The sequence below is a fragment of the Enterobacter sp. BIDMC 26 genome (assembly GCF_000534435.1).
In the GTDB taxonomy this organism is placed as follows: Bacteria; Pseudomonadota; Gammaproteobacteria; order Enterobacterales; family Enterobacteriaceae; genus Enterobacter; species Enterobacter ludwigii.
In genome coordinates this window covers 2,749,561-2,766,173 of record NZ_KI973182.1, presented here as the reverse complement: position 1 = coordinate 2,766,173, position 16,613 = coordinate 2,749,561, and the positions used below count along the sequence as shown (strand labels likewise).

General features: G+C 54.6%; 19 protein-coding genes and 1 other RNA gene. 13 read left to right on the top strand and 7 right to left on the bottom strand.

Translation table 11 applies throughout. The features are described from left to right. Positions 1-25 precede the first annotated feature (25 nt). A complete protein-coding gene (locus L462_RS0123600; RefSeq protein ID WP_050595748.1) occupies positions 26-307 on the bottom strand; it encodes a hypothetical protein in 282 nt (93 codons plus the stop codon). A 179-nt stretch (positions 308-486) separates the two neighbouring features. Between L462_RS0123600 and L462_RS10470 the strand changes: the two genes are divergently transcribed. The 10 genes from L462_RS10470 to L462_RS24450 all read left to right on the top strand — a co-directional run bounded on the left by L462_RS10470 (position 487) and on the right by L462_RS24450 (position 9,426). Further along, positions 487-1,074 (top strand): recombinase family protein, encoded by a 588-nt coding sequence (locus L462_RS10470; protein ID WP_017384017.1) that lies wholly within the window; start codon positions 487-489, stop codon positions 1,072-1,074. 58 nt (positions 1,075-1,132) lie between these two features. Further along, on the top strand, positions 1,133-1,885 hold the full coding sequence (locus L462_RS10475) for a DNA-methyltransferase (RefSeq protein ID WP_015386375.1): 753 nt from the start codon (positions 1,133-1,135) through the stop codon (positions 1,883-1,885). Between the two features lie 80 nt (positions 1,886-1,965). Beyond that, positions 1,966-3,138: a phage tail sheath protein gene (locus tag L462_RS10480; protein WP_007848866.1), complete on the top strand. Its 1,173-nt coding sequence runs from the start codon at positions 1,966-1,968 to the stop codon at positions 3,136-3,138. Positions 3,139-3,147: 9 nt separating this feature from the next. Beyond that, complete coding sequence (locus L462_RS10485) at positions 3,148-3,663, top strand: phage major tail tube protein (protein WP_007848874.1); 516 nt, start codon at positions 3,148-3,150, stop codon at positions 3,661-3,663. A gap of 54 nt (positions 3,664-3,717) precedes the next feature. Further along, the gene (locus L462_RS10490) at positions 3,718-4,020 is read left to right on the top strand and encodes a phage tail assembly protein (RefSeq protein WP_014884889.1); all 303 of its coding nucleotides are present in this window, start codon (positions 3,718-3,720) and stop codon (positions 4,018-4,020) included. 14 nt (positions 4,021-4,034) lie between these two features. Further along, the gene (locus L462_RS0123595; RefSeq protein WP_007848878.1) at positions 4,035-4,154 is read left to right on the top strand and encodes a GpE family phage tail protein; all 120 of its coding nucleotides are present in this window, start codon (positions 4,035-4,037) and stop codon (positions 4,152-4,154) included. Then, the gene (locus tag L462_RS10495) at positions 4,147-7,557 is read left to right on the top strand and encodes a phage tail tape measure protein (RefSeq protein ID WP_032678720.1); all 3,411 of its coding nucleotides are present in this window, start codon (positions 4,147-4,149) and stop codon (positions 7,555-7,557) included. The genes L462_RS0123595 and L462_RS10495 overlap by 8 nt, the downstream gene beginning before the upstream one ends. Further along, complete coding sequence (locus L462_RS10500) at positions 7,557-8,042, top strand: phage tail protein (protein ID WP_032610580.1); 486 nt, start codon at positions 7,557-7,559, stop codon at positions 8,040-8,042. The genes L462_RS10495 and L462_RS10500 overlap by 1 nt, the downstream gene beginning before the upstream one ends. Beyond that, positions 8,039-9,139 carry a phage late control D family protein gene (locus L462_RS10505; RefSeq protein WP_032665801.1) on the top strand — a complete coding sequence of 367 codons (1,101 nt, stop codon included), beginning with the start codon at positions 8,039-8,041 and terminating at the stop codon, positions 9,137-9,139. Before L462_RS10500 ends, L462_RS10505 begins: the two co-directional genes overlap by 4 nt. A gap of 68 nt (positions 9,140-9,207) precedes the next feature. Further along, the gene (locus L462_RS24450; RefSeq protein ID WP_045334934.1) at positions 9,208-9,426 is read left to right on the top strand and encodes an ogr/Delta-like zinc finger family protein; all 219 of its coding nucleotides are present in this window, start codon (positions 9,208-9,210) and stop codon (positions 9,424-9,426) included. Positions 9,427-9,541: 115 nt separating this feature from the next. On the opposite strand, the gene ssrA is transcribed toward L462_RS24450, so the two are convergent. Together ssrA and smpB are read right to left on the bottom strand one after the other, a co-directional pair. Further along, positions 9,542-9,905, bottom strand: a transfer-messenger RNA (tmRNA) gene (gene ssrA / locus L462_RS24445). A gap of 89 nt (positions 9,906-9,994) precedes the next feature. After that, the gene (smpB, locus tag L462_RS10515; protein WP_008502505.1) at positions 9,995-10,477 is read right to left on the bottom strand and encodes an SsrA-binding protein SmpB; all 483 of its coding nucleotides are present in this window, start codon (positions 10,475-10,477) and stop codon (positions 9,995-9,997) included. A 156-nt stretch (positions 10,478-10,633) separates the two neighbouring features. Here smpB and L462_RS10520 point away from each other — a divergent pair, with 156 nt between their 5' ends. Both L462_RS10520 and L462_RS10525 read left to right on the top strand, forming a co-directional pair. Further along, complete coding sequence (locus tag L462_RS10520) at positions 10,634-11,071, top strand: type II toxin-antitoxin system RatA family toxin (RefSeq protein WP_024908332.1); 438 nt, start codon at positions 10,634-10,636, stop codon at positions 11,069-11,071. Continuing rightward, the gene (locus L462_RS10525; RefSeq protein WP_032678718.1) at positions 11,061-11,348 is read left to right on the top strand and encodes an RnfH family protein; all 288 of its coding nucleotides are present in this window, start codon (positions 11,061-11,063) and stop codon (positions 11,346-11,348) included. Before L462_RS10520 ends, L462_RS10525 begins: the two co-directional genes overlap by 11 nt. 99 nt (positions 11,349-11,447) lie before the next feature. Here the strand turns inward: L462_RS10525 and bamE are convergent, their stop codons facing one another. The 3 genes from bamE to nadK form a co-directional block, all read right to left on the bottom strand. Then, positions 11,448-11,786 (bottom strand): outer membrane protein assembly factor BamE, encoded by a 339-nt coding sequence (gene bamE, locus L462_RS10530; protein ID WP_014171256.1) that lies wholly within the window; start codon positions 11,784-11,786, stop codon positions 11,448-11,450. 138 nt (positions 11,787-11,924) lie between these two features. Then, positions 11,925-13,586: a DNA repair protein RecN gene (recN, locus tag L462_RS10535; protein ID WP_032678716.1), complete on the bottom strand. Its 1,662-nt coding sequence runs from the start codon at positions 13,584-13,586 to the stop codon at positions 11,925-11,927. A gap of 85 nt (positions 13,587-13,671) precedes the next feature. Then, the gene (gene nadK, locus L462_RS10540) at positions 13,672-14,550 is read right to left on the bottom strand and encodes an NAD(+) kinase (protein ID WP_020883909.1); all 879 of its coding nucleotides are present in this window, start codon (positions 14,548-14,550) and stop codon (positions 13,672-13,674) included. Between the two features lie 122 nt (positions 14,551-14,672). Here nadK and grpE point away from each other — a divergent pair, with 122 nt between their 5' ends. After that, entirely contained in the window at positions 14,673-15,266 is a 594-nt protein-coding gene (gene grpE, locus L462_RS10550) for a nucleotide exchange factor GrpE (RefSeq protein ID WP_020883911.1), read from the top strand. Between the two features lie 51 nt (positions 15,267-15,317). On the opposite strand, the gene L462_RS10555 is transcribed toward grpE, so the two are convergent. Continuing rightward, positions 15,318-16,604 (bottom strand): HlyC/CorC family transporter, encoded by a 1,287-nt coding sequence (locus L462_RS10555; protein ID WP_032670206.1) that lies wholly within the window; start codon positions 16,602-16,604, stop codon positions 15,318-15,320. Positions 16,605-16,613 lie beyond the last annotated feature (9 nt).

Sequence of the window (16,613 nt, the reverse complement as noted above, 5' to 3'; positions counted from 1 at the left end):
TTTTGCCGCTTCTCCCAAACGAACGTTATTTACCGATGGCTATAATCATGGTCCCGTACTTTCCTGCCTTTGATGTTTTAATTTTTGCGAGCGTTCGATCACCACCGATGATTTTGTACGTCGGTGCTTCTGTCTGCGTTGGGTCTACCCATATGGCGGATATAGCCAGTAACGAATAAGGGAAAGCTATTGGATAAACCGCAGGCGTTCCCTCTACATCCGAGCTGTAAACATCAACCGAAAAAACCTGCACAATATGGCCGCTAGGTAATTTGAACCATCGCAGATCAGATGTGAATGCAGTCATATCCGGTATCTGATTTGCACCGGTTCCAACAGTCCTTTTAGCCGCTTCCCCCAAACGAAGGTTTTTTATCCGCCACGGTCATGATTGTCCGTGTTGGCCATTCTCTGCAGTACAGTCAGAAATGACCATGCTCGATAAAACGGTGGCATCATTCACCACTTTTTTAAGGGCGAAAAATCATGCAAATCGGTTACGTGAGGGTGTCAACAAATGACCAAAACACGGCTTTACAACGAAATGCGCTTGAGTGCGCAGGATGTGAGCTGATATTTGAGGACAAAATGAGCGGAAAAACCTCAGATCGGCCAGGGCTAAAAAAGGTCCTGCGCACACTCTCAGAAGGTGACACGCTGGTAGTCTGGAAGCTGGACAGATTAGGCAGGAGCATGCGACATCTTGTTACTCTGATTGAAGACCTACGCGGGAGAGGGGTAAATTTCCGCAGCCTGACAGACAGCATTGACACATCAACTCCAATGGGGCGTTTCTTTTTCCATGTTATGGGTGCCCTGGCTGAAATGGAACGTGAGCTAATCGTTGAGCGTACCCGCGCCGGACTGGCAGCTGCAAGGCAGCAAGGGCGTATCGGTGGCAGGAGGCCAAAACTGACAGAGCAGCAATGGGCGCAGGCGGGGCGATTGCTTGATGCAGGGGAAAGCAGGAAACGCGTTGCTCTGATTTTTGATGTGGGTATATCAACGCTGTATCGTAAATTTCCCGCGTCTGCCGTGGCGCCATTGTCTGAACGCTCAGACACTCCTGTATAAATGAACATGCTTTCTCATTTATGTAACCTGAAATCAGGCACATAAGAGAGGCAAGGCTATGCAAAAAGCGGTTATTGGGGCGGCAACTATTTACTGTGGTGACAGCCTGGAAATTTTGCGCGAACTCACTGGCGAATTTGATGCAGTAATTACTGATCCGCCTTATTCCAGCGGTGGCATGACACGCAGTGATCGGCAGGCCAAACCCTCCGGGAAGTATGTAGGCAATAACAACTACCATGAGTTTTTCGGCGATAACAGAGACGTGCGCTCCTGGGCGTTCTGGATGACGCAGTGGATGAGTCAGGTTAACCGCCTGGTTAAGTCAGGCGGCTATGCCATGGTTTTCACTGACTGGCGGCAGCTTCCAACGCTTACTGACGTTTTCCAGGCTGGCGGTTTTGTGTGGCGGGGGCTGATTCCGTGGGATAAAACGCTTTCAACCCGTGCGCCTCATACCGGTTATTTTCGTCATCAGTGCGAATACGTGGTTTGGGGAAGTAACGGACCATTGCCTAAAAGTCTGCATGGTGGACCCTGGCCGGGTATGGTGACTCGTCGGGTTATTCCGTCTCAAAAACTCCATATGACCGGCAAACCGATTGAGCTTATGGAGAGTCTGGTTGCTCCCGTTCCTCCTGGCGGCCATATTCTTGATCCATTTATGGGGAGTGCATCAACTGGCGTTGCCGCGCTGAGGAAGGGATATAAATTTACCGGGATTGAAATGAGCCAGCAGTATTTTGATATCTCATGCGAACGCCTGGAAAAAGAAAACGCAGATATCCGCGCGGGCGTATTGTGTGATTAAGGGAACAATGCCGCGTAGCTGTCTGCGCGGCCCATTCAATTCACCATAGGGCGAAACCTAAACACCGGAGGGTTCGCCGTATGGCTCAGGATTATCACCACGGTGTGCGCGTCGTTGAGGTCAACGATGGCACCCGCCCCATTTCAACAGTAAGCACGGCAATTGTCGGTATGGTCTGTACCGGCGATGATGCAGATGCGTCCGTGTTCCCCCTCAATAAACCGGTCCTGCTCACCGACGTGCTGACCGCCAGCGGTAAAGCAGGCGAGTCCGGCACGCTGGCCCGCTCGCTGGATGCAATTGCCGACCAGGCTAAACCCGTGACCGTAGTTGTGCGCGTGGCTCAGGGTGAAACCGAAGCGGAGACAACCTCCAACATTATCGGCGGCGTGACAGCTGACGGTAAAAAAACGGGCATGAAAGCGCTGTTATCTGCGCAGTCTCAGCTCGGCGTTAAGCCGCGCATTCTGGGCGTGCCGGGGCATGACACGCAGGCGGTTGCCACTGAGCTGCTGAGCGTGGCGCAGAGTCTGCGCGGGTTCGCCTATCTGTCAGCCTACGGCTGCAAAACGGTAGAGGAGGCCATTGCCTACCGCGCTAATTTCAGCCAGCGCGAGGGAATGCTGATCTGGCCTGATTTCATCAGTTTTGACACCGTGCTGAATGCTGACGCAACGGCTTATGCCTCAGCCCGTGCGCTTGGCCTGCGTGCCAAAATTGACGAACAGACCGGCTGGCACAAATCCCTGTCCAACGTGGGCGTGAATGGCGTCACCGGCATTTCTGCTGATGTGTTCTGGGATTTGCAGGACCCGGCAACCGATGCGGGGCTGCTGAACCAGAACGATGTCACCACGCTGATCCGCAAAGACGGCTTCCGCTTCTGGGGTTCCCGTTGCCTCAGTGACGATCCACTGTTTGCCTTTGAAAACTACACCCGCACCGCGCAGGTACTGGCTGACACCATCGCCGAAGCGCATATGTGGGCGGTGGATGGCGTGCTTAACCCGTCACTGGCCCGCGACATTATCGAAGGTATTCGCGCCAAACTGCGCAACCTGAAAACTCAGGGCTACATCATCGGCGCCGACTGCTGGCTGGATGAGTCCGTAAACGATAAAGATTCCCTGAAAGCCGGGAAGCTCACTATCGATTACGACTATACGCCGGTACCGCCTCTGGAAAACCTGATGCTGCGCCAGCGCATCACCGATCAGTATCTGCTGGATTTCTCCAGCCAGGTCAGCGCGTAAGGGGACAATATGGCTTTACCACGCAAGTTAAAACACCTGAACCTATTTAACGACGGGAATAACTATCAGGGGATTGTTGAGTCCCTGACCCTGCCTAAATTCGGCCGCAAGTTTGAAAAGTATCGCGGCGGTGGTATGCCCGGTTCGGCTGATGTTGATCTGGGGCTTGATGATGGCGCGCTGGATACGGAATTTTCAATCGGTGGCACCGAACTGCTGTTATTCAAGCAGATGGGTAAAGCCACCGTTGACGGCATCCAGCTGCGTTTCACCGGCTCCATTCAGCGTGATGATACCGGCGAAGTGCAGGCCGTTGAGCTGGTTGTGCGCGGGCGACATAAAGAAGTCGATTCCGGCGAATGGAAAACCGGCGAGAGCAACACCACAAAAGTCAGCAGCACCAACAGCTACGCGAAGCTGACCATTAACGGCGAGGTGCTCTATGAGGTTGATGTGATCAACATGATTGAAATCGTTGATGGCGTGGACCTGATGGAAGAACACCGCAACGCCCTGGGCCTCTGATCTACTTTAAAGGCGCGGGCAGCCGCGCCAGTACCTTATTAACAGGAAATGACAATGAGCGAACAACAGACTGAAAAAACCGTACAGCTGGACACCCCAATCAAACGCGGTAAAACCGAAATTGCCGAAATTGTGCTGCGCAAGCCGCAGTCCGGCGCGCTGCGTGGCACCCGTCTGCAGGCGATTATGGATATGGACGTCGGCGCGATGATGACGATTATTCCCCGCATCTCCACGCCCGCGCTGACCGCTCAGGAAATGGCTGAAATGGACCCCGCCGATCTCACCGCGCTGTCGGTTGAGGTGGTAACTTTTTTGTTGAAGAAATCGGTGCTTGCCGGTTTGCCGACAGCCTGACGGTAGAAGACCTGGTGGCTGATATCGCCACCATTTTTCACTGGCCGCCGTCCGTCACTGACGTTATGCCGCTGACCGAAGTGCTGGAGTGGCGGCATAAAGCGATTCAGAGAAGCGGGGCCAGCGATGAGTGACACTAACCTGCGTTTGCAGGTAATTCTAAATGCGGTTGATAAGCTCACCCGCCCATTCCGATCAGCGCAGGCCAGTTCTAAAGAGCTGGCTACCGCCATTCAGCAAAGCCGCGCAAGATTAAAAGAACTGGACGCCCAGGCGGGCCGTATTGACGGTTTCCGCAAGGCAAGCGCGCAGCTGGCCGTCACCGGCAACAGTCTTAAAGCCGCACGCGAAGAAGCGGCGAAACTTGCCACGCAGTTCTCGGCCACAAACCGGCCGACGGCGGCGCAGGCGCGTCTGCTGGAGCAGGCAAAAAACCGCGTTAACGAGCTGCAGAGCAAATACAACGGCCTGCGTCAGTCGGTGCAGCGTCAGCGTCTTGCGCTTAATGAGGCCGGGCTGGACACCAAAAAGCTGAGCAGTGCGCAGCGGGAGCTGCGGCAGAATGCCGACGAAACCCGGCAGGCGCTGGACCGACAGCAGAAATCCCTTAAGCGCCTGGGCGAGCAGCAGGCCCGTATGAACGCCGTACGCGATCAGTATTCGCGGCGCCTTGAGGTGCGGGATCGTATCGCGGGCGCCGGAGCAACAACTACTGCCGCCGGGCTGGCGATGGGCGCGCCGGTGATGGCAGCGGTTAAAAGCTATGCCAGCATGGAAGATGCGATGAAAGGTGTGGCAAAGCAGGTTAACGGGCTGCGGGACGACAACGGCAACCGAACAAAACAGTTTTACGACATGCAGGATGCCATCAAGGCCGCCAGTGAACAGCTGCCGATGGAGAATGGCGCCATCGACTATGCCGCGCTGGTTGAAGGCGGCGCACGCATGGGCGTGACAAACCAGAACGATTCTTACGAAGACCAGAAGCGTGACCTGCTGGCCTTTGCATCCACTGCAGCAAAGGCCGCAACGGCATTCGAGCTGCCCGCTGATGAGCTGGCGGAGGGGCTGGGGAAAATCGCACAGCTGTATAAAGTGCCGACCCGTAATATTGAACAGCTGGGCGATGCCCTGAACTACCTGGACGATAACGCCATGTCTAAGGGCGGCGATATCATCAATGTGCTGCAGCGCATGGGGGGTGTGGCCGACCGGCTTGATTTCCGCAAGGCGGCCGCGCTGGGTTCCACCTTCCTGTCTCTGGGTGCCGCGCCTGAAATTGCCGCCAGCGCATCAAATGCGATGGTGCGCGAACTGTCGATTGCGACCATGCAGAGCAAGCGGTTCATGGAAGGTATGGATCTGCTGAAACTCAATCCAGAAGAGATTGAAAAGCAGATGACAAAGGACGCAATGGGGACCATTCAGCGCGTGCTGGAGAAGGTCAACAAGCTGCCGCAGGATAAACGCCTGTCCGCCATGACGATGATATTTGGTAAGGAGTTTGGCGACGATGCGGCGAAGCTTGCAAACAACCTGCCGGAGCTGCAGCGACAACTGAAACTCACCTCAGGCACTGAGGCTAACGGCTCCATGCAGAAAGAATCCGATATCAATAAGGATTCACTTTCCGCACAGTGGTTGCTTGTTAAAACGGGCGCGCAGAACGCTTTCAGTAGCCTGGGTGAAACCCTGCGCCAGCCGCTGATGGATATCATGGGGTACGTCAAAAGCGTTACCGGGGCACTGCGTCGATGGGTTGAGGCTAACCCGCAGCTGGCGGGCACGCTGATGAAAGTGGCTGCAGCTACAGCTGCGATCACCGTTGTGCTCGGCACGCTGGCAGTGATCCGTTTTGGCCTGTCCGTGCTGGGTGTAAAAACACTCCCCTCCGTTATGTCTGCAGTGACCCGCACCGGCAGCGCGCTGTCCTGGCTGGCAAATGCGCCGCTTTCCCTGTTGCGCCGTGGCCTGGCTGCATCCGGCAGCAGCGCCGGATTGCTGGCGTCTCCCCTTAACTCCCTGCGCCGTTCTGCCGGGCTGGCTGGCAATGCGCTGAAAGCGCTGGCCGGTGCGCCGCTTGCTGTCCTTCGCGGCGGAATGTCTGGTATTCGCAACATTATCGGCATGGTAATGAATCCGCTGGCCGCGTTGCGCGGGGGATTATCCGCAGCGGGTGGCGTGCTGCGTTTTCTGGCGTCCGGCCCGCTGGCCCTCCTTCGCGTTGCGCTGTACGGGATTTCTGGATTGCTGAGCGCCCTGCTTAGTCCGATAGGGCTCGTTGTGGCGGCGCTGGCTGGCGTGGCGCTGGTTGTCTGGAAATACTGGCAGCCGATAAGCGCATTTTTAGGCGGAGTGGTTGAAGGATTCAAAGCTGCAGCTGCGCCTATCAGTGCGGCGTTTGAGCCACTGCAGCCTGTTTTCCAGTGGATAGGTGACAAGGTCCAGGCATTGTGGGGCTGGTTTACTGATCTGCTGACGCCGGTTAAATCCACCTCTGCAGAGCTGCAAAGCGCGGCGTCGATGGGGCGGCAGTTTGGGGAGGCGCTGGCGGCAGGGCTGAACATGGTCATGCACCCGCTGGATTCGCTTAAATCGGGCGTGTCCTGGCTGCTTGAAAAACTTGGCATTGTCAGCAAGGAAGCGGCCAAAGCGAAGCTTCCTGAGCAGGTCACGCGGCAGCAACCAGCCACGGTAAACACAGACGGTAAAGTGGTGCTGCCGCCTGGCGGATTCCCGCCGATGGGTTTCGCTGGCATGTACGACAGCGGCGGTACCATTCCGCGCGGCCAGTTCGGCATCGTGGGTGAGAATGGCCCAGAGATCGTAAACGGGCCCGCCAATGTCACCGGCAGGAAACGGACTGCTGATCTGGCGAGGGTGGCGGCAACGCTCAATCCTTCCCGGACGGAACCGGCCAGCGCTAAACAATATCCTGAACGCGCGATAGTTCTGCCGCCTGATAGTGTGAACGGTCCGGCAAATCTTCCGGTAATCAATCGTACTACTGAGCTGGTGAAACTGGCGGCAACGGTAAGCCCGGTTCGTGATGTAACAGCCAGCCCGGAGCAACGGCTTGAAAGCAGGTTGATGCTGCCGCCTGAGATTGTTAACGCCCCGGTAAATCGTCCTGGTCGGGATCGTGCTGCGGAGCTGGCTGATATCGCTGCGGCTGTCATGCCAGCACCGGCCATTACGGAAATCACGGATAACAGGGCTGACCCGATGGCTATGCGCCAGAAGGTGTTCGCTTCCGTGGTCGCTGGCGTAATGGGCCTGGCGGCAGCCCCGGCAGAAGCCGCGCCAATTCATCCGTACAGTGTACCTGTCAGGACGCAACCGGCGCCGTCGGCGAAGGCAGAAAGACCGCCGCAGGTAATTAAGTACGAGATAAGCGCGCCAATTCATATTGTCGCCCAGACAGGGCAAAGCGCGCAGGATATCGCCCGAGAGGTGGCCCGGCAGCTTGATGAGCGAGAGCGCAGGGCCAGGGCAAAAACACGCAGTAATTTCAGTGATCGAGGGGGTTACGAATAATGATGATGGTGCTGGGGTTGTACGTATTCATGCTGCGAACCGTACCCTATCAGGAGCTGCAGTATCAGCGCAGCTGGCGGCACGCAGCCAACAGCCGGGTAAACCGGCGCCCGACAACACAGTTTCTTGGGCCGGATAACGATTCGCTTACGCTGTCCGGCGTCCTGCTGCCTGAGATTACCGGCGGCAGGTTGTCTTTGCTGGCGCTGGAGCAGATGGCGGAGCTGGGGAAAGCCTGGCCCTTGATTGAGGGGAGCGGGACGATTTACGGCATGTTTGTGATCGAGAGTCTGAGCCAGACAAAAACAGAATTCTTTGAGAGCGGTATGCCCCGGCGCATCGAATTTTCGCTGAGCCTGAAAAGGGTGGATGAATCGCTGTCTGATATGTTTGGCAGCCTCAGCGATCAGCTCAGTAATTTGCAGGACTCCGCCACCTCTGCGATAGGCAATATGAAAAATACGGTTGGGGGGTTACTGCAGTGAATTTCAGCTCTGATCTCCTGAACCTGAACAGCAAAACCCCCGGTTTCAGCATCACCATTGAAGGTAAAGATGTGACTACCGTGCTGGATGCGCGCCTGATGAGTCTGACGCTGACGGATAACCGGGGCTTTGAAGCGGACCAGCTTGATCTGGAACTGGACGACTCGGACGGGCAAATCGTTCTGCCGCGTCGGGGGGCCATTATTCAGTTTGCGCTGGGATGGAAAGGTCAGCCGCTTTTTCCGAAAGGGGGGTTTACTGTCGATGAGATTGAGCACAGCGGCGCGCCTGACCGTCTCACAATCCGCGCGCGTAGTGCAGATTTCCGTGAAACCCTGAATACGCGGCGTGAAAAGTCCTGGCACCAGACAACGGTGGGCGATGTTGTGAAGGAAATCGCGGGCAGGCATAAATTAAAGATGGCGCTGGGAAAGGACCTGATGGACAAGCCTGTGGAACATCTTGACCAGACCAACGAGAGCGATGCGAGTTTCCTGATGAAGCTGGCGCGGCAGTATGGGGCGATAGCCTCAGTTAAGGACGGAAATTTGTTGTTTATCCGCCAAGGGCAGGGCAGAACGGCAAGCGGTAAGCCGCTGCCGGTTATCACCATCACCCGCCAGGCTGGTGACGGTCATCGTTTTACCCTGGCCGATCGCGATGCCTATACGGGGGTAATTGCCAGCTGGCTCCATACCCGTGAGCCAAAGAAAAAAGAGACAGCAAAGGTTAAGCGCCGTCGAAAGAAAACCACCGCGGCAAAGGAGCCGGAAGCAAAACAGGGAGATTACCTGGTTGGGACGGATGAAAACGTGCTGGTACTCAACAGAACTTATGCAAACCGCAGCAATGCAGAGCGAGCGGCAAAGATGCAGTGGGAGCGCCTGCAGCGCGGGGTAGCAACATTCTCCCTGCAGCTCGCAGAGGGAAGGGCTGATCTGTATACCGAAATGCCGGTGAAGGTGAGCGGCTTTAAACAGCCCATTGATGATGCCGAATGGACCATTACCACCCTGACGCATAGTGTCAGTGCAGATAATGGTTTCACTACGACTCTGGAGCTTGAAGTTAAGATTGATGATCTTGAAATGGAGTAATGGGTTCTCAAAATTGAATAATGATGTATCATTATTGTGATTTTGGCAAAAGTGGTGGGATAACCGGAATGATGAATTGTCCAGAGTGCGGCCAGGCAGCCCATACAAGAAGCAGTTTTCAGGTATCAGCAACAACCAAAGAACGTTACAACCAGTGCCAAAATATCAACTGCGGTTGTACTTTTGTCACGCACGAAACATTTGTTAGGCATATCATAAAGCCTAATGTGATTTCTTCTGCGCCCCCACATCCGGGAAAAGATGGGCAAGGGCACATGAATTTTTAAAAAGAACCCGCTTTCAAAGCGGGTTTTTTTGTCGCCAGTCCAAAAGCCTGTCGCCATTTTGCCGCCATTGGAATAGAAAAAGGGGCTACGCTTTCACGTAACCCCTTGTTTTATTTGGTGGAGCTGGCGGGAGTTGAACCCGCGTCCGAAATTTCTACATCCTCGGTACTACATGCTTAGTTTGTCTTTACATTCGCACGCCAGCTGCGAACAAACACGCCACTAACGTACTAGCCTGATTAGTTTTAACGCTTCAACCCCAGGCAGGGCTTCCACGCGATCTCTTTTGGGTTTGACCTCTCTTAAATCCCCGTCTTAAGAGCGGAAGCTAGGGAGAGAGGGCTCAGAGCAGGTTATTAAGCTGCTAAAGCGTAGTTTTCGTCGTTTGCGACTATTTTTTTGCGGCTTTTTACGAGGCAAACCGCCCCTCGGCATGCACCTTGGGTTTCGCAAATCCCGTCGAATCCAGAATCAGCCCCAATAGTGTTGAACTGAGTATACCAGATTTTACATCCTGGAAACCAGCCCGGAACGCTAACTTATTGAATAGTACAATAAGTGCGCAGAATCAACGTCCTGCGTTTTTCATAATACGTGCTTTGTCGAGCTGCCATTCGCGCTCTTTCAGATCGGTACGTTTGTCGTGCTGTTTTTTACCCTTCGCGACGCCAACTTTCACTTTGCACCAGGCATTTTTCCAGTACAGCGACAGGGCAACCACGGTGAAGCCTTCACGGTTAATGCGCCCATAAAGGGACTCCAGTTCACGCTTGTTCAGCAGCAGCTTACGGGTACGCGTTGGGTCACACACGTAGTGTGACGAGGCGACGGTCAGCGGCGTGAAGTTGGCACCGAACAGGAAGGCTTCGCCATCTTTCAGGATCACATAGCTATCACCGATATTGGCTTTCCCGGCGCGCAGCGATTTTACTTCCCAGCCCTGCAATGCAAGGCCAGCTTCGAATTCTTCTTCAATAAAATACTCGTGGCGAGCACGCTTGTTGAGCGCAATGGTCGCCGAGCCTGGTTTATGTGCTTTTTTCTTCGTCATAAGTATCGTAAAGCCATCGGTAATCTGATTTCAAAAAGTCACCTCATTGCGTCCTGTGAGGTCTAACGCGCTATATTAGCACGAGATGAGGCTTAGCGTTTTTTTAACAGGTGATAAATGTTATTATTTGTCGGTTGTGTGACCATGGGAAATGCTATGCCTCAGATTAGCCGTACTGCGCTTGTTCCATACAGCGCGGAACAAATGTATCAGTTAGTGAACGACGTTCAGTCTTATCCAGAGTTTATTCCGGGATGTACCGGGAGCCGCGTGCTGGAGTCTGGCCCGACGCAGATGACGGCGGCGGTCGATGTCTCCAAAGCGGGGATCAGCAAGACGTTCACCACCCGCAATACGCTGACGAGCAATCAGAGTATTTTGATGCATCTGGTAGATGGTCCGTTTAAAACCCTGATGGGTGGCTGGAAGTTTACCCCCCTCAGCGCTGATGCCTGTCGCATCGAGTTCCAGCTGGACTTTGAGTTTACCAATAAACTGATTGAGCTGGCGTTTGGCCGCATCTTTAAAGAGCTGGCCTCGAATATGGTTCAGGCGTTCACGACCCGCGCCAAAGAGGTTTACAGTGTCGCATAAGATAGCTGTCGAGGTGGTGTATGCGCTGCCGGAGAAGCAATATCTGCAGCGTGTGATGCTGGAAGAAGGTGCGACCGTTGAGTCGGCTATTCGCGCTTCTGGCATCCTTGAGCTTCGTCGTGACATCGACCTGGCGAAAAATAAAGTCGGCATTTACAGCCGTCCGGTCAAACTGGCTGATGTGGTGAATGAGGGTGACAGGGTCGAAATTTATCGCCCGCTGATTGCCGACCCGAAAGAGCTGCGTCGCCAGCGTGCGGAGAAATCGGGTAAGTAGTTCGCTCCTCACCTTAAGCCTGTTCTCAAAGGGGCGAGGGGGATGAAGGAAAACAAAAAAGGTGCTCATTGAGCACCTTTTTGCATCTCTGACACCTGATTATTTGGTCAGGGCAGGCTTGTTGTCGATGTTGGTCAACACACCGGCGCTGCTGAAGGTCAGCGTCAGGGTCTGCTGGGACGCGTCTTCATGGCCCGGCTGCTGACGGAATACATAGAACCAGGTGTTTGTGCCGAACGGATCGGACATCATTGGGGTTCCAAGTGCATAAGCGACCTGCTGTTGTGTCATCCCCACACGGATTTTGGACACATCGTTAGGGGTAAGGTAGTTCCCCTGGTTGATGTCAGGACGGTAAACCACTTTCTCCAGAGTGGAACAGCCTGCGGTCAACATCAGAAGAACCGCTGCGGCAGCGGTCAGCATTTTACAACGCATAGTGATTTGATTCCTTTTCGGGCCCGAGCAGAACGCGGCTCATATGTTATATGCCGATGATAATAGACCTTGCCCCACTTTGAAACCGGTCTGGCGGCGTTTTTGTTGTTCTCTATGACCCTGAGATCCCGAAAAAGTTTATGCCGCCAGCAGTTCTTTCGCGTTCGCGAGCGTATTTCGCGTGACTTCACTGCCGCCCAGCAGGCGTGCCAGCTCCTGCAGACGTGCGCGTTTATCCAGTGGCTTCATGTGCGTTTCCGTCATTTCACCGTCAGTTTCTTTGCTGACGATAAAGTGATGATGACCACACCCGGCCACCTGCGGCAGGTGGGTAACACACATGACCTGCGTTGATTCACCCAACTGGCGCAACAGTTTGCCGACGACCGCCGCCGTAGGGCCGCTGATCCCCACGTCTACTTCATCGAAAATCAGCGCCGGGGTTTCCATTTTACGTGCGGTAATCACCTGAATCGCCAGCGCGATACGCGACAGTTCACCGCCGGAAGCCACTTTAGAGATGGGCTGCAACGGCTGCCCCGGGTTGGTGGTGACGCGGAATTCAATACGGTCCGCACCTTCCGCCGTCAGATGGTTCTCTTCGAAACAGACATCGATGGTGAACACGCCGTGCGGCATCGCCAGCGTGTGCATGCTGTCAGTGATGTGCTGGCTCAGTTCCTGGGCGTAATGTTGACGGATCTCATGCAGCTGTTTCGCCGTCGTCAGCGCCTGTTCATGGTGCAGGTTCACCGCCAGTGACAGGGTTTCCAGCGAGTCAGCCTGATCGTCAAGCTGCTGTTGTTCATCAAGCAGGGACTGATAGTAGCCAGGCAGCTCTTCTGGCGTAACGTGGTGCTTACGCGCCAGCGAGATCTGACGGGAGATGCGTTGCTCCAGTTCAAACAGACGGTTCGGATCGAGATCCAGACGTTCACAGTAGTGGCGCAGTTCGTCACTGGCTTCTGAAATCTGAATCGCGGCCTCTTCCAGCATATCCAGTACGCCAGAGAGTTTGCTGTCCATGCCGGCCAGCTCGATGATGAGCTGACGAACATTATACAGCTGGCTCTGCAGGTTCACGTCTTCACCGTCAGCCAGCATGTTAAGGGCATTCTGGCTGGTTGAGAGCAGGTGACCGCTGTTAGCCAGGCGCTTGTACTCTTCGTCGATAAGCTCAAATTCACCCGCCTGCGGGCTAAATTCGTTGAGTTCTTTAAGCTGGTATTCCAGAAGCTCAGCACGGGCTGCACGTTCCTGGCTTTGCTGCTGGTGCTGGGCAAGCTCACGGCAGCTTTGATGCCACTGGCGATAGTGCTCCGCCATGAGCTGAGTAAGTGCGTACTCACCTGCATAGCCATCAAGCAGCGCTTTCTGCTGCTCCGGTTTAATGAGTTGCTGGTGCGCGTGCTGGCCGTGGATCTGAATGAGTAACTGGCCGAGCTCGCGAAGCTGGGAAAGCGGGACTGCAGTGCCGTTGATAAAGCCGCGGGAACGACCATCGCTGCTGATAACGCGACGAAGTAAACACTCACGTCCGTCTTCCAGCTGGTTCTCTTCGAGCCAGCGCAGGGCGGCAGGGGTATCTTTCAGGGAGAAGCGAGCGCAGAGATCGGCACGGTTTGCGCCCCTGCGCACCATGTCACCTTCTGCACGGCCGCCGAGGCACAAGCCGAGGGCATCTATGGCAATGGATTTACCCGCACCGGTTTCCCCGGTGATCGCCGTCATGCCGCTGTGGAAATCGATCTCAAGCTCACGAACTATGGCAAAGTTGCTGATGGTCAGTTGTGCCAGCATAATTGTTTTCCTGTATGAAAAACCATGACTGTGTTTTCATACAGTATAAACTGGTTTTATATACAGTAAAGTACTGGATGCAAAATCAGAACAATTTTTTTGACCAGCCAAGCTTCGAGCTTAATGTATTGAAATAGCTGTAATCTTTCGGGTGAATAAGATTCAGGTGGTAATCACACCGACGAATGAGAACATCTTCACCTTCCTGAATAGGCAGCGCAATCTGGCTGTCGCAGCTGATCTCCAGATCGTTACGGCGGTGTGAGAAACGCAGACGAATGGTGCTGCTGCTGTTGATCACCAGCGGACGCGCCGAGAGCGTGTGCGGGAACATCGGTACCAGGGTGATGGCATCCAGTGAAGGGGTGAGGATCGGACCACCCGCAGAGAGCGAGTAGGCAGTCGACCCTGTCGGCGTGGAGATAATCAGCCCGTCAGAACGCTGCGAGAAGGCGAAGATTTCGTCGATATAGACTTCGAACTCAATCATGTGCGCCACTTTGCCGGGGTGGAGCACCACTTCGTTAATCGCGGTGCTAATGCGCTTCTGGCAGTCCTGCTGACACACCTGCGCTTCCAGCAAAAAGCGTTTTTCGCTGATATAATGACCTTCCAGCACGTCGGCCAGCTGCTGCTGGGCGTTGTCCGGATCGAGGTCGGTCAGAAAGCCGAGATTGCCGCGGTTGATACCGATGACCTTGATGTCATAACGCGCGAGCGTTCGGGCCGCGCCGAGCATATTGCCGTCGCCACCGACCACCACAGCGAGATCCGCCTGCTGGCCAATTTCCGCCAGCGTGCCGGTTTTGACGCTCTTCAGCTGCAGCTCCTGGGCAATCTGCTGCTCGACCATCACTTCATAGCCTTTGCTACACAGCCAGCGATACAACATTTCATGTGTCGTCAATGCGGTAGGGTGACGCGGATGCCCGACGATCCCAATACACCTGAAATGATTATTCATTTTCTGGAGGTCCTTGTGCCTGATGAATGATGACAATCTGTCTTGTTCCCTTGAATCCCGGAAACTGATCCCCATAATAAGCGAAGTTAGCGATATGAATGCAGAAAAACGCGGAGAAATTCATGAGTAGTAAAGAACAGAAAACGCCTGAGGGGCAAGCCCCTGAAGAAATTATCACGGAACAGCACGATGATGTTGAGGCTGTAGAGCCGGACGCATCTGCTGAGCAGGTGGACCCGCGCGATGAAAAAATTGCGAATCTGGAAGCTCAGCTGGTAGAAGCACAGAATCGCGAACGCGACAGTGTTCTGCGCATCAAGGCGGAAATGGAAAACCTGCGCCGTCGTACCGAGCAGGACGTTGAGAAGGCGCATAAATTTGCGCTGGAGAAATTTATCAACGAACTGCTGCCGGTTATTGATAGCCTGGATCGCGCACTGGAAGTGGCTGATAAAGCTAACCCGGACAACACTGCGATGATCGAAGGTATCGAACTGACGCTGAAATCCATGCTGGATGTGGTACGTAAGTTTGGCGTGGAAGTGGTTGGCGATACCAACGTTCCGCTGGATCCAAACGTGCACCAGGCGATTGCGATGGTGGAATCAGAAGACGTTGAAGCCGGTAAAGTGCTTGGCGTGATGCAGAAAGGTTATACCCTGAACGGTCGTACCATTCGTGCTGCAATGGTTACCGTGGCGAAAGCGAAAGCGTAATTTGCCATCTGTAGTGCCGGGTGGCGGCTTGCGCCTTACCCGGCCTACTCTCTACTCAGCAATACTTTCCCGAATCGGTTTTACCGGCAGGACTTTCACCTGCTTAATCATATTGTCCTGCACGTCCAGGATATCAATATCGTATTGCTCAATGCGCACCCGCGTGCCCGCCGCCGGGATCTCTTCCAGTGCTTCCAGAATCATCCCGTTTATGGTGCGTGCTTCATCTTCCGGTAAATGCCAGTTAAAGGCTTTATTGAGCTCTCGAATGTTCGCGCTACCGTCGATCAGCACCGAGCCGTCGTTTTGCGGGGTGACTTCTTCCGCAAGGGAAGGGGACATTGAGGTGGTAAAGTCCCCGACAATCTCTTCCAGAATATCTTCAACCGTCACCAGCCCCTGAATATCCCCGTACTCATTGACCACCAGGCCGACCTTCTTCTTGTTACGCTGGAACTTCACCAGCTGGGTGCTGAGCGGCGTTCCTTCCGGCACGTAATAAATTTCGTCGGCGGCGCGGAGCATCACCTCTTTGGTGAACTCTTTTTTCTCGGTCATCAGACGATAAGCTTCGCGCACGCGCAGCATGCTGATGGCATCGTCCAGAGAGTCGCGGTACAGCACGATACGGCCGTGCGGGGAGTGGGTCAGCTGGCGGACGATGGCTTTCCAGTCGTCATTGATATCAATGCCGACGATCTCGTTACGCGGCACCATGATGTCGTTAACGCTGACTTTTTCCAGATCCAGTACCGACAGCAGCATGTCCTGATTACGCCGGGAGATCTGCGAGCGCGATTCATGCACGATGGTGCGCAGCTCTTCTTTGCTGAGCGCGCTGCTGATGGTGACGTCTGCTTTGATACCGATCATCCGCATCAGAACACGCGTCACCATGTTCAGTAACCAGACCAGCGGCATCATCAGGATCAGCAGCGGTGCCAGCAGGAAGCTGCTGGGGTAGGCCACTTTTTCCGGGTAGAGCGCGGCGATGGTTTTAGGCAACACTTCTGCAAACACCAGCACCACAAACGTCAGCACACCGGTGGCAATGGCGACGCCGGCGTTGCCGTACAGGCGCATCCCAACGATAGTACCGAGCGCAGAGGCAAGAATGTTGACGAGGTTGTTACCGATAAGCACCAGACTGATCAGACGATCCGGTTGACGCAGCAGTTTTTCGACGCGACGGGCGGCACGGTTACCCTGTTTAGCACGATGACGTAACCGGTAGCGGTTTAAGGTCATCATGCCGGTTTCCGAGCCGGAGAAATAGGCGGAGATGACCACCATGACGATCAGCGTAATGATCAGCGTGGTGGTAGAGATGTGTTCCAGGGGGAACTC